A 14,099-nucleotide genomic window follows, 5' to 3' on the forward strand; every position below is an offset into this window, starting at 1 on the left:
TTATTCACATATATAAACGGGAGAGTCTGTCTCCCATTTATATGCCCTTGTCCCGTGCCAATAAAGCTTTTCGATATATATCGTAGTTTTTACGCAACAAACCCTAACGTGTTTAGGTTGCTGAATAATGAGTGCTCATCTGGTATAAACTTCTTTGACAACCAGGTTTTTGCCGCATCGATACCTGCATAAAAAGCGTTTCGCTCGATCGTTTCATCGTTGACCTGGTATAAGTTTGAAATATGCCTTTCTGCCTGTTCATTGGTGTATTTTAAATTTTTTGTCAGCAAATACTTCATTACATCGTCTTTATCATTTCCGTCACAATCAAAGTGCTCAGTAATTGCACTGACCGCCCCCAGTAAATAATAGCTGATACCGTTATCAATCCAGTCCTGGCCTGGCGAGTGAGGGTTAATTCCTTTCCGTTTAATTTCGAGTAGTTGGATGCCTGCAAAAATTTGCGAGCTGGTGATGCTCTCGGCTCTCGAGTAGTGACTGGCGGTATCCGTACTATCTTTGAATATGTCAGCCCTTGAGGGGTTAGAAGCGGCAACTCTATCTGCTTGCACAGGTAGGCTGTTATTAAAGAGCGTTATGACTTTGAAGCCCAGGTAACCCAACAGGCAAATGAGTACAAACTCCAAAACGTAAATCAAAAATGAAATCATTTCCATATCATCCATACAACAGTGATTGTAAGGATATTATACATAATGTATCAAAAGGTAACGTGATGGTTTAGTCATCGCTTATGACTTGTTGTTCACATATTATTTATGTTTTTTAATTGGGGGGGGGGGGCGGGCTAAATGATCACTACTGTTTATAGAATATCAGGCAGATTTAAGCTGGCTAGCGGTAAAGAAACTATATAAGTCTTCAAACGTGAGGGGTTTGCTGAAATAGTAGCCTTGTGCGTAATCACATTTGTTTATCACGAGAAAGTCTCGTTGGTCTATATTTTCAACGCCTTCTGCGATGACCTTTAAGTTTAGTTTGTGTGCAATTGCAATGATTGCTGACGTTATCTCCATATCGTTCAGGTCTTCAGGAATGTCACGCACAAATTGTCTGTCTACTTTAAGAATGTCTACAGGCAGTTTTTTTAAATAGCTTAGAGAGGAATAACCCGATCCAAAATCATCGATTGTAATGGTTATACCACTCGATTTGATCCGGTTTAATTGCTCGATAACTCTGTCTATGTTGTTCATCAGCATGCTTTCGGTTACTTCAAGCTCTAGGTATTTAGGTTCCAGTCCTGACGACGCAATAACTTCGCTAATAACCTGCTCAAAGCTAGGGTCAGAGAATTGCCTTGATGATAAATTAACGGCGACTTTAATCTTTTGCCCTGTTAGTTGTTGCAACATTTTGGTTTGCATACAGGCATTTCGCAAAACCCATTCACCAATTTGTACGATAAGCCCGGTCTCTTCGGCAATGCTAATAAAGTCATCGGGTGAAACCTCTCCCCGAATAGGGTGATGCCATCTAATAAGTGCTTCTACACTCATTATGGAGCCTGTTTTAAGGCATACCTGAGGTTGGTATAGTATTGTAAATTCGTCCATTTGAAGCGCGTGACGAAGCTCTTGTTCTATATGAAGCAGCTTGAGAGCGTTTGTATTGAGCTCTTCGGTGAAAAAGTAATAGCCATCTCTACCTCTTTCTTTTGCATGATAGAGTGCCAAATCGGCGTTCTTCATCAGGGTGTCGACTTCCTGACTATCATTTGGCGCTAAGGTAATGCCGATACTGGTAGATATGATGACTTCATGCTTGCCCAGCATAATCGGTTCTTTAAGGTCTTTCAGTATTTGGTTGGTAATATGAGTTATTGACTGAGTATCACGGATATCATTTAGAAGAATGGTAAACTCATCGCCTCCTAACCTTGAAACGGTATCTTGTGCTCTAACGCATGATTTTAATCGTTCAGCGACGATTAGTAGCAGTTGGTCACCTGCATCATGGCCAAGTGTGTCGTTTATTCTTTTAAATTGGTCAAGATCAAGAAATAAAAGCGCGGTTATAGTACGTCTTCTTTGCGCTGCTGCAATTGACTGCCCCATGCGGTCAATAAATAAGCGGCGGTTTGCAAGGCCTGTAAGCGAATCAAACAAAGCCAGTTGCTGCATGGCACTGTTGGCCTCTTTGAGGTCGGTAATATCAATACCAGATACTACGTAATTCGTGATCGATTGATGTTTGTCGTAAACGGCAGAAATGGTTGTTGCGCACCAAAACTGAGTGCCGTCTTTTCGGCTGCTCAGGAGGTCGCCTTCCCAGTTTTCCTGGAGGCAGTTCATACTCCAGGATGGAACTTCTTCACCGTCCGGAAACTGAGCGGGGCCCAGTAAATCGATAGAGCGCCCTATAGTCTCGGACTGTTCGAACCCTGTAAGTTCGCAGAATTTATCATTAACATACTCAATGATGCCTTCAGTGTTAGTTATGGCAATTGAAGCACCACTATTTGTTACCGCGCTGCTTAGTTTTGTCAGTGATAGCTCGGTCTCTTCCCGCTGAATTATATTTTGCTGTAGCTTTAAATTGAGCCTTATCAGAACAAGGCTGATAATGCCGAAAAGTATAGCAATGCCCGCAGATGCAAATAATTTAAGCCCAAGCGCGCTTTCGCCCATCTGCACACCCGAGCTGGAAATGCTCGCCAACGCGGCGGTCAAGGAGACAACAGTCAAAATAGCAATAGATATTTTGAGAGGGCGCTTATGCACTAATTTTCACCATAATAAAATAGGGCTCTATAACTTAGCGAACATGGGATAGCCATTGATTAGGGGTTATATGAATAGTAATTCATGGTGTTACAGGGCGTTGTAACCTTATGTATGTGTATCGTAACTATTACTATTTATCGGTTACATACAGAGTTGAGGTGGGTGCTTTGTAACGGGTAGCATACAATGCGACACACAATGGAAAATGTGTTTTGAATTTTACATTTGTGGTGGCAGAACAGTGGCGAATATTTGTGTAGTTAAAATGCCGCTTTGTAGCGGCATTTTAATGAGTTGAAAGGGGGTGAAATGATTAATAGTTAAGCGGCTAACCTTCACCTGACTTAGTTGTTGCTTGAGTTGAAGGTTTTCTTGTCGCCGAAACAGGCGCTTTATTTGGTGTGCTATTAGAAGGCGTTTCTGGACTTTTTGATGTCGCAGCAGGCTTACGTGCTGCCGGTTTTTTTGCAGTGGTCGCAGGCTTCTTAGCTGTTGGTTTTTTTGTAGTGGTCGCAGGCTTGCTTGCCGCTGGTTTTTTTGCGGTGGTTGCAGGCTTCTTGGCTGCTGGTTTTTTCGTTGCAGGCTTACTTGCCGCCGGTTTTTTTGCAGTGGTCGCAGGTTTCTTAGCTGCTGGTTTTTTTGCAGTGGTTGCAGGCTTCTTGGCTGCTGGTTTTTTCGTTGCAGGCTTACTTGCCGCCGGTTTTTTTGCAGTGGTTGCAGGCTTCTTAGCTGCTGGTTTTTTTGCAGTGGTCGCAGGTTTCTTAGCTGCTGGTTTTTTTGCAGTGGTCGCAGGTTTCTTAGCTGCTGGTTTTTTTGCGGTGGTAGCTGGCTTCTTGGCTGCAGGCTTCTTGGCTGCTGGTTTTTTCGCAGCGGGCTTACTTGCCGCCGGTTTTTTTGCAGTGGCAGCCGGCTTCTTCGCTTCTGGCTTGCTACTAATACCTAGTCGCTCGAGAATATCGTTTTGGAGGTCGTTAAACTCTTGCAGTCTACGATCAAATTCACTCTGGAAGCGTTTCAGCTCTCGGTCTCTAACCTTATCAATATCATCCATGAGCTTCTTGATCGGCTCCTGAATTTGAGCCTGTAAGGCATCAATTTGTTTCTGAGCATCACTTACTAACTTGTCGAATTGTGCAGATGTTTTTTCAAACTCCTGACTGATTCGGTTAATGATCTTGTCGATTCCTAACTTATCGTTTTTTGCCATCCTAGATATCTCCCATTAAGCAGCGTAGCAGTATTAGTTTAACACCAAATTTAATTGACGCATGAATATGCATTGGAAATGTTTACATGCATCAATTAATGCAAATATTTTTTTAAAGGCTAGGATGAGGCCTGAGAAAGGTCTAGAAACTTTTTATTAATTAGCTGCTTTTTATCAATTAAACTAACCAAGCGGCTAATAGGCGACTCTGCTGAGTTAGCGTTTTTTGTGTTTTCATCATTAAGTTCAAGGTAATAAAAAAAGCAGCTGCACTCTTTTTTCTGCTTGAGAACAGTTGCACTTAATGAATCTATAACAAGGTCGGTAGGCTCAAGTTTTAGCCGGAGGGAGATGTTGATTTTACTATTGAGTGAAAACAACTCGTCTGTTTTGATTATGCAGTGTTTTCTATTGAGCATATAGCTTTTAACGTCTACCCACTCACTCTTTAAAAAACCTCTACGAACTTTCACTCGAATGGTTAGGTCGGGTATTTGAACGGTTACCTGATCCGTGTCCCAATCCGCTGTCAAAGTCATTTCTTCCTTAATCTATTATTGTTTAAATTTGGTTAAATTTTAAACTTTGGCGAAAAAATTGCAACTATTTCACCGGATTGTTGCTTAATCTTAATGTAATTTTTAGAAAACGATAATGAACGGTATTTGGCCATTCGAGTGGCTTACCCTAGCTGGCCAAATACTCTCGTAACCCGTTTTAGCGTTATGCTAACTTATCTACAGCAACATGGTAGGTTGGGTCTTCTATTACATTCACTTCAACAAGATCACCTGCTTTAACCAATAGCTGCCTGCACTCTTCACTAAGGTGACGTATATGAAGTGTTTTACCTTCATTGGTGAACCGCTCAGCTAATGTATCTATTGCTTCAAGGCCCGAATGATCACATACGCGGGACTGCCTGAAATCAACGATAACGTCATCGCTATCTTCTGAAGGACTAAGCTGTTGCAAAAAATAGCTGACTGATCCAAAGAAAAGAGGGCCCTGAACATCATAGACCGTTGAACCGTTTTCATCTTGCTTCTTCGTTACTATTACGTGTTTTGCGTGCTCCCATGCAAAGACGAGTGCAGACACTATAACGCCTACAACAACAGCAATCGCCAGATCTGTTGCGACAGTGACTGCAGAGACCAGTATTAATACAAACGCATCAGATTTTGGAATCTTCTTAAGTATTCGAAAGCTGGACCACTCAAACGTTCCCAGCACCACTATAAACATAACACCAACCAGCGCAGCAACAGGAATTTTCTCAATTAACGACGATGCAAATAGTATAAACATCAGGAGTGACAGTGCAGCCGTGATGCCCGAGAGTCTTCCTCTGCCACCAGAATTTACGTTGATCATACTCTGGCCAATCATCGCGCAACCGCCCATACCACCGAAGAAACCGGTTACTGTATTGGCAACGCCCTGGCCGACACACTCTTTATTGCCTTTACCGCGTGTTTGGGTAATTTCGTCCACCAGTGTCAACGTAAGAAGAGACTCAATAAGCCCGATTGCAGCTAGAATAATCGAGTAAGGCAGTATGATCATGAAGGTTTCCCAATTCAAAGGCACCATTGGGATATGGAAGCTTGGGAAACCACCAGCAATTGACGCGACATCGCCCACCACCTTGGTATCCAGGTTTAAGCCTATGACTGCCAGCGTAACAATAATAATTGCAGCCAGGGATGAAGGAATAGCCTTTGTGATTTTCGGCAGAAAATGAATAATGACCATTGTTAAGAATATTAAACCCAGCATGACATAGAGCTTGGTGCCTTCTATCCAGGCGACATCAATAACTGTTCCTTCAAACGACGTACCGCTCAGCCAGCCCTGTTCGCCATTAACACCAAACTGTCCAAGTTGGGCAAGAAAAATAACAATGGCGAGACCGTTTACGAAACCTAACATGACTGGGTGAGGCACAATGCGGATGAATTTACCAAGTTTGAACACACCAGCGAGGATTTGAAGAATACCCATTAACACGACGGCAGCAAAAAGGTACTCGACGCCGTGATCGGCTACCAGGGTGACCATAACAACAGCCAAGGCCCCTGTGGCGCCGGAGATCATACCGGGTCGGCCGCCTATGCATGCAGTGATAAGGCCGACCATAAACGCGGCATATAGCCCGACAAGAGGCTCTACACCCGCAACAAACGCAAATGCGATTGCTTCTGGTACAAGCGCCAATGCGACCGTTAAGCCGGACAGTACATCATTTTTTACACTACTTGCCGTGCTTGTATTAAGTTCAAACATCTATTTCCTCAAACTTGAATGTCCCGATAATGCAATAGTTATCGCTATAGCGGAGTGCCGCCTCAGGTTAGGCGGGTATTTGTTACTTTACTAACGACTCCCGTTAACGATTAAGCTATTAACGGGGTGAAATTTAGAAGGGGCGCCATTCTAGTGAATTGAGCACCTGTTATCAAATAAACCCTGAATTTAGATACAGTAGTAACTTAACCAGTAATTTAAGTTGTAAGCATAACGTGTTGAATAAAAGAGGTTAGTCTGTTTTTATCCATTTGCTGTCCACGTTGATGATAGCGGTTGAAAAGTTTTTACGATGCCCTAACTCGCTGTTTTGCAATTACTTGAGAAGTGCTCATAATTGAACGATGCCTCACTCAGGAGATTATCATGTTAAACGACGTAGCTCCCCTCGTTATCTATCACGGAACAGGGTGCTTAGATGGTTTTGGCAGTGCGTACGCTGCATACCGTTTTTTTAAAATTAAGAAAGGCATTGATGCTGAATACTTGGGCGCTGGTCATGGAGATAGCCTGGAAGTTCATGTTGAGGGGCGCGATGTTTATATTCTGGATTTTTCGTACAAGCGGGAAGAGCTTGGCAGACTCTGCGACAAGGCCGCTAACGTCGTCATACTGGATCATCATGAAAGCGCTCAGAAAGAACTGGCAGGACTTGATGATGTCTACGTAAATCTTACGGTCGTGTTTGATATGAATCGTTCTGGCGCTGTTATTACATGGGAATATTTTCATGAAGAACCCGTCCCACCGTTACTGGCACACATTCAGGATAGAGACCTTTGGCAGTTTCGCATTCCTGATAGTAAACATGTGAATGCAGCGTTAATGTCTTACCCTTATGAATTTGAGCTATGGGATGAGTTTGCAAATAGTGTTGACCATTTTAAGACTCTTGTATTGGAAGGGCGTGCAATCAATCGATTTAGAGACAAAATGATTGAAACATATAAGAAAAAGGTTGTTTACGGCACCATTGAGGGTTTTAGCGTTCCTATCGTTTGCTGCCCTAATGTCATAACCAGTGAGCTACTCAGTGAACTGGCTGTAGGGAATCCTTTTGCTGCCGCCTATAGTGATAGAGTAAATAAAAGAGGGTGGTCACTTCGTTCAGTAAAAGACGGTCAAAATGTAGCGACGATTGCCGCTGCATTTGGCGGCGGTGGGCACCCCAATGCAGCGGGTTTTTCTACGGATATTGCGGAGCAGGTCTTTGAGGTAAAAAGTCAACCTCCTAGCGGCGAGTAGATCGCTGGTTGGCCCTGGTTTTTGTGCGTTTTTTATTAGTCTTGTTTGGTCGGTTGTCTGTCGTCTCTCTGGGCGGCAAACCCGTATGCTGAGTGAGTATTTCACCCTTTTTAGGCTGCCTGTTGCGATGCGGGCCTTGTCTATTGCCAGCTTTTGAGGCAGCTCTATTGCCACCATGTGTCCTGGATTTCCCACCAGGCTGGTTAGCCGGGATCAAGTGCTTATCGCCATTGCCAATTAAGTGAGACTTCCCCATGCGCTTGAGTGCTTCTCTTAGAATAGGCCAGTTTTCCGGGTCATGATATCGTAAAAAAGCTTTATGTAGCTTACGCTGTCTTGCACCTTTTGGTACGTTCATGGCCTTTGACTTATAGTCGAGACGATGAAGCGGGTCGCGTGCGGTATGATACATTGTGGTTGCGTTTGCCATCGGAGATGGATAGAAGTTCTGCACTTGATCGGCTTTAAACCCGTTTGATTTCAGCCAAATAGCCAGGTTCATCATATCTTCGTCAGTGGTTCCCGGGTGCGCCGAAATAAAGTAGGGAATCAAAAACTGTTGTTTCCCTGCTTCTTTGGAAAACTTGTCAAACAGAGCTTTAAATCGATGGTAGGTGCCCATCCCGGGTTTCATCATTTTGGATAACGGCGCATCTTCCGTATGCTCAGGCGCTATTTTGAGATACCCGCCGACATGGTGAGTGACCAGTTCTTTTATATATTCAGGGTCTTCAACGGCAAGGTCGTAGCGTAAACCCGATGCAACCATTATGCGTTTAACACCTTCAATTTTTCTTGCTCTTCGGTAAAGTTGAGTTGTTGGCGAGTGATCGGTATTGAGGTTAGAGCAGATGGTTGGGTATACACAACTCAAACGACGGCAGCTCGCTTGAATCTCATCACTTTTACACGCAAGCTGATACATATTGGCGGTTGGCCCGCCAAGGTCTGAGATTGTTCCGGTAAAGCCGGGGGTCTTATCACGAATGGCTTCTATTTCTCTAACGATAGAGTCTTCAGATCTGTTTTGAATAATTCTCCCTTCATGCTCGGTGATAGAGCAAAAAGAGCAGCCGCCAAAACAACCTCGCATAATATTGACAGAGAAACGAATCATTTCGTAAGCAGGAATTTTGGCATCACCATAGCTCGGGTGGGGAACTCGCTGAAAAGCCTGCTCAAATACATCATCCAGCTCGTCTGTTGATAGCGGAATTGGCGGCGGGTTTAGCCAAACAAATCGTTCGCCGTGCTGCTGAACCAGTGTGTGGGCGTTTGATGGGTTGGTTTCCAAGTGTAAAACCCTTGAAGTGTGCGCATATAGCACAGGGTCTTTGCTCACTTTTTCAAAAGAGGGCAGGCGAATATAGGTTTTCTTACTACCTTCTGGTGTGAGAATTCTTACTACGCTTAGATGTTTGTCTTCTACAGGCGTATTGTCATTATCCTCTGGGCTACAGGCGGGAGCTGATTCGTTGTAACCAGGCACATTATAAGGGTTATCTTTTTTAAACGCCTTTCCTGGCTTATCAATACGCGTTGAATCTTTCTCCTCCCAGTCTGTAGGCAGAGAGGAGAGCATAACAGCAGTACCCCGAACATTGGTGATACTTTTTATATCTTCGCCGTTAGCGATACGGTGGCTCACTTCAACAAGCGCGCGTTCAGCATTGCCGTAAAAAAGCAGGTCTGCCTTTGAATGCTGTAATACCGAACGTCTAACTTTGTCTGACCAGTAATCATAGTGCGCAATCCGCCTCAGGCTGGCTTCAATTCCACCGATCAGTACTGGCCTGTCTTTGTAAGCTTCTTTACAACGTTGCGTGTAAACAATAACCGCCCGGTCTGGTCTTTTGCCCCCTTCGTTATTGGGGGTGTAGGCATCTTCGTGCCGGATTTTCAGATCAGAGGTATAGCGGTTGATCATCGAGTCCATGTTACCCGCGGAAACCGCGAAAAACAGATTGGGTTTCCCCAGCTTCATAAACTCGTCTTTGCTTGACCAGTCAGGTTGAGCAATGATGCCTACTCTAAACCCTTGTGCTTCGAGAAGCCGGCCAACGACCGCCATGCCAAAACTGGGGTGATCAACATAAGCGTCGCCACTAATAATGATAATGTCGCAGCTATCCCAACCCAGTTCGTCCATCTCTTTACGAGACATCGGCAAAAAAGGAGCCGTTCCATAGCACTCAGCCCAATACTTGGGGTAAGAAAACAGAGACTTTGATGGACGCATAGTAAATTAGGCCTGAATAGAGTGTGTTGATCTTTATATTGACGAATACATTATCGAATCGGCTATTTTACCTGATCAAACTATATCTGACTAATTCACTAAGGCATTTATATTCTGTAAGAGACATTTCATTAATTTGAGTGATGTTTGAATGGTCTCACATTTCTCTATTAATAATATGGGGTTAATCGAATTGTTCTATTACACTGGCAGACCTGTTTAAAGAAAAATGTATGATTTGTTTAAAAGTGTATCCATGTTACGCAGGCATTTGGGGATATAAAAATAACGAAAGGGTGTGGTAATAAAAAATGAAAGATAAATATTGGTTGATGGGGCCTGTCTATGACGCGCTCAGTTATGTGTTTGCAGGTAACTCAATTCTCGAGTGCAAACGTGCTATGTTAACGCCTGAAAACCTAAAGCCAGGAGATAAGGTTCTTTTTGCCGGCATAGGTCATGGAAAGGAGGCTATATATGCAGCAGAGCAGGGAGCGGACGTGACCGTGGTCGATCTCTCGGAGGCGATGCTGGACAAATTTAAGCAAGGCTTAGAGAAAACCAATAAAGACCTTAAAATCAATATTATTCATAGCGATATTATGAAGATTGAGGCATTTGGCGAATATGACATGGTCGTAGCCAACTTCTTTTTGAACGTGTTTGATGAGCCATTTATGGCTGAGGTACTCAAGCACCTTATCAAACTGGGTAAAGAAGATGCAGCGATAGTAATTGGTGATTTCGCAATGCCAGAAGGTAATATCTTTGCCCGGTTGGCTAAACGAGTCTACTGGTATCTGGCTATTGGTATCTTTTGGGTTACGACCGGAGCAGCGCTGCATCCAGTCTATGACTACCGCCGACACATGAGCAATCAAGGTCTTGATGTTGTCGACAAAAAGTACAGCAAAGTTTTGGGTATTAATGCGTATACGGCTTTTTTAGGAAAGAAAACTGCGTCAAGTTGATTCGACGTTTGCCGCTGGCTTCAGTAATCAGTGCTATTCTTAACGGATACTTGGTCTCCTATAGCGGTTATGATTTAGACTACAGGGGACAGAATCTAAAAAAGGGATGTTATCCATGCTAAGAAAAATCATTCTCTTGTGTTCAGCTATCTTGCTTGCCAGTTTAAGTTATAGCGGGATGGCAGAAAACAGCACATCTGAGCAGTTTATAGGGTCGTTATCAGAACGTCTCCAAGTCACTCTCACTGAGGCCAAAAAAGACAACAAGCTCGATAATGTCGAGTATATTGACCGACTTATAGATCAGGAGATTCTTCCACACCTAAACCTTGAAGCACTCTGTAAAAGGGTTTTTAGAGAGCACTGGAAGGACATACTCCAGAAGGGGCAGAAACAGAATGCCATTGATGCTGTGGTCATCTCACTTAAAAGGACATATCGGCTGGCGGTAAGTTCCTATAGTGGTCAGAAAATTGAAGTTATTGATAGCAAAAAGAAAAAGTCCTACGACATAGTAAGGATAAAAATCAATACTAATGGCAAGAATGACCATACCATCGATTTTGCGGTTCGCCAGTTTGACAGTGCATGGAAAGTATTCGATTTTTCGGTTGATGGGATAGGCGTTAGCAAAACGCTTTACAGTTCAATCAGCCAGCAGATACAGAGCGACGGCCTGGAGAAAACCATACGAACGCTCGCGCAAACAACGAATGAAAGCACCGGATCCTAGTTTTGGTAAGGCCGGCCGTAGACAATGAGCTGGATGTGCAATCAATTAAATGAATAATATTTTTTCAGTTCTGGGTAAAGTCTACCAATACCCCCGAGCGGTGTGCCTTATTCTTTCAGCCGTCGTAGTGCTGTTGCTTACCCAGTATTCCAGGCTGCACTTGGATGCCTCTGCTGACTCACTTGTTCTCGAAGGTGACAGAGCACTTGAAATCTACAGGGAGACCAATAAAAAATATGGCTCGGAAGACTTTTTAGTTATTACTTATAGCCCAAAATCTGCGCTTTTTTCTGATACCTCATTAGCCACGCTTAAGTCTCTTAAAGACGAGCTCTCCCTGCTGCCGGAGGTCTCAAGTGTAGTCACTATTCTTGATGTTCCTCTACTGTATAGCCCGCCAGTTAAAATTAGTGAGCTACCAGACGGAATTAACTATCTGTCCGATACCTCAACGGACAAACAACTGGCAAAACAAGAGTTCTTGAACAGCCCGCTATATTCTCAACTGTTAACCAGCCCAAATTTTGATACCACAGCCATTCAGGTCAACCTGAAACGGGACGAACAGTTCTTCAAATTATTGCATGAGCGCGACAAAATTCGCGAAAAGAAAACGTCTATTGGTTTAACTGACGCAGAGGAGCACGAGCTATTAAGTGCAGAGCGAGCGTTCAGTGAATACTCGGTTAATGCCAATAACCGACAGGAGCAGCTGGTCCAAACTGTTCGTAATATTTTGGATAGGTACCGAGGTTCTGTTGAGTTATATCTGGGGGGCGTCCCCATGATCGCCTCCGATATGATTGACTTTATTAAAAAGGACCTGGTTATTTTTGGTATTGGTATTCTTGTATTTATTATTGTCTTACTGGCGGTGATTTTTCGTAGTATCACCTGGGTGGTACTTCCTCTGGTGACTTGTTTAACCGCTGTATTAGTTATGCTGGGGGTTATAGCCGTATTGGATTGGAAACTAACGGTTATTTCGTCAAACTTTGTTGCTCTGTTGATGATTATTACGCTTTCAATCACCATCCACTTGGCTGTTCGTTATCGTGAACTCAGCATTGATTTTGCCGATGAAAATCCATTTAAGCTCGTTATGAGTACGGTTCACTATATGATGCGGCCTTGCTTATATACCGCTATTACGACAATCGTTGCGTTTGCCTCGTTAGTCGTCAGTGGCATTAGGCCAGTTATCGATTTTGGTTGGATGATGACGATAGGGGTAGCTAGCGCATTTGTTATTACGTTCCTTGTCATCCCTGCCGGCTTAATGCTGGTTCCATTAAAAAGTAGCCGGGCAAAAATGGTAAACAATCAGGCTCCGGCCTTTACCTGTTATTTTGCCAAAATAGCGGATAAAAGAATTGGATGGGTGTGGGTAGTCAGCACCATTCTACTGACCGCAAGTGCTGTTGGTATCACACAGTTAAAAGTTGAAAACCGGTTTATTGATTACTTTGATTCGACGACAGAAATTTATCAAGGCATGGAGGTTATTGATCAAAAACTCGGCGGAACTATACCGCTCGATATTATTATCAGAAACAAAGCGACCTCTTTAGTGACTGAAGACGATGTGGGGGACGAAGACATCGCTTCTGACTATACTGACTCCGGCGATATCGTTGCCGGTATTGAAAACTCATCGACCGAAGATGCAGAGTCTTTTGATGAGATTTCTTTTGATTCGTTTGACAGTGATCTGGAAGACCCTTTTGGCCAACCTTCTGCGGGCAAAGGGTATGGGTACTGGTTTACCCGATACGGCCTTAATCAGATATCAAAACTGCATGAACACCTAGACCAGCTAGATGAAACCGGAAAGGTTGTTTCGTTGGCATCGTTATATCGAGTCATGAAGGATGTTACGGGCTCTGATATTGATGATTTTCAACTGGCATTGATTGGCCAGAACTTAACGAGCGATATAAAAGATGCACTAATTACGCCTTACCTGTCACCGGAGGGCGATGAGGCAAGGATTTCGGTTCGGGTTAAAGAGACAAGCCACCAGCTCAACAGGAATGAATTGCTTAAAGAATTGGAAGGTTTTCTTCAAAACGAGATGGGGTTCAGTAGCGAACAATACGAACTTACAGGCATGTTGGTGCTGTATAACAATATGCTTCAAAGCCTTTTCAGCTCCCAGGTTATGACGCTCGGCGCGGTTTTTATTGCGATTACCCTAATGTTTACCGTTCTGTTTCGCTCACTGTACTTGGCCCTCATTGCAATTACACCGAACCTATTGGCAGCCGGAATGGTACTGGGGGGGATGGGGTTGCTGGGTATTCCTTTAGATATGATGACCATCACGGTTGCAGCAATAACTGTCGGAATTGGCGTTGATGACACAATTCACTATATACACCGATTTAAGAATGAGTTTGAAAAAGATCGGGATTACACGGCGACCATGTATCGTTGTCATGGCAGTATCGGGCGGGCAATGTTTTACACATCCGTCATAATTATTGTTGGCTTCTCAATTCTTTCGCTCTCCAACTTTACGCCGACTATTTACTTTGGCCTGTTAACCGGCTTTGCGATGTTTTCGGCCCTGCTAGGGGCATTGATCCTCTTACCGCGGATGATGCTGACACTTAAGCCGCTTGGGCAAGAGCACTAATATCCAAGC

The 14,099-nt window shown here is 43.7% G+C and carries 10 protein-coding genes; 4 read left to right on the forward strand and 6 right to left on the reverse strand.

The features are described 5' to 3' along the window. Positions 1-89 precede the first annotated feature (89 nt). From MY523_RS06890 to MY523_RS06910, 5 genes are all read right to left on the reverse strand, one after another. Positions 90-671 (reverse strand): hypothetical protein, encoded by a 582-nt coding sequence (locus MY523_RS06890; protein WP_250658056.1) that lies wholly within the window; start codon positions 669-671, stop codon positions 90-92. Between the two features lie 165 nt (positions 672-836). Continuing rightward, positions 837-2,744 (reverse strand): putative bifunctional diguanylate cyclase/phosphodiesterase, encoded by a 1,908-nt coding sequence (locus tag MY523_RS06895; RefSeq protein WP_250658057.1) that lies wholly within the window; start codon positions 2,742-2,744, stop codon positions 837-839. A gap of 331 nt (positions 2,745-3,075) precedes the next feature. Beyond that, positions 3,076-3,954: an OmpH family outer membrane protein gene (locus MY523_RS06900; protein ID WP_250658058.1), complete on the reverse strand. Its 879-nt coding sequence runs from the start codon at positions 3,952-3,954 to the stop codon at positions 3,076-3,078. Between the two features lie 119 nt (positions 3,955-4,073). Continuing rightward, a complete protein-coding gene (locus MY523_RS06905; protein WP_250658059.1) occupies positions 4,074-4,487 on the reverse strand; it encodes a hypothetical protein in 414 nt (137 codons plus the stop codon). Positions 4,488-4,677: 190 nt separating this feature from the next. Next, positions 4,678-6,243, reverse strand: coding sequence for a SulP family inorganic anion transporter (locus MY523_RS06910; protein WP_250658060.1), 1,566 nt, complete (start codon positions 6,241-6,243; stop codon positions 4,678-4,680). 387 nt (positions 6,244-6,630) lie between these two features. Between MY523_RS06910 and MY523_RS06915 the strand changes: the two genes are divergently transcribed. Then, on the forward strand, positions 6,631-7,509 hold the full coding sequence (locus MY523_RS06915; protein ID WP_250658061.1) for a DHH family phosphoesterase: 879 nt from the start codon (positions 6,631-6,633) through the stop codon (positions 7,507-7,509). Here the strand turns inward: MY523_RS06915 and MY523_RS06920 are convergent. Then, a complete protein-coding gene (locus MY523_RS06920) occupies positions 7,496-9,748 on the reverse strand; it encodes a YgiQ family radical SAM protein (RefSeq protein WP_250658062.1) in 2,253 nt (750 codons plus the stop codon). The two genes, MY523_RS06915 and MY523_RS06920, sit on opposite strands and share 14 nt — an antisense overlap. Positions 9,749-10,059: 311 nt before the next feature. Between MY523_RS06920 and MY523_RS06925 the strand changes: the two genes are divergently transcribed. The 3 genes from MY523_RS06925 to MY523_RS06935 all read left to right on the forward strand — a co-directional run bounded on the left by MY523_RS06925 (position 10,060) and on the right by MY523_RS06935 (position 14,090). Continuing rightward, a complete protein-coding gene (locus tag MY523_RS06925; protein WP_250658063.1) occupies positions 10,060-10,719 on the forward strand; it encodes a class I SAM-dependent methyltransferase in 660 nt (219 codons plus the stop codon). A gap of 115 nt (positions 10,720-10,834) precedes the next feature. Beyond that, positions 10,835-11,452 (forward strand): MlaC/ttg2D family ABC transporter substrate-binding protein, encoded by a 618-nt coding sequence (locus MY523_RS06930; protein ID WP_250658064.1) that lies wholly within the window; start codon positions 10,835-10,837, stop codon positions 11,450-11,452. Positions 11,453-11,501: 49 nt separating this feature from the next. After that, on the forward strand, positions 11,502-14,090 hold the full coding sequence (locus MY523_RS06935) for an efflux RND transporter permease subunit (protein ID WP_250658065.1): 2,589 nt from the start codon (positions 11,502-11,504) through the stop codon (positions 14,088-14,090). Positions 14,091-14,099: the final 9 nt, after the last annotated feature.

The organism is Alkalimarinus coralli, from assembly GCF_023650515.1.
Classification (GTDB): Bacteria; Pseudomonadota; Gammaproteobacteria; order Pseudomonadales; family Oleiphilaceae; genus Alkalimarinus; species Alkalimarinus coralli.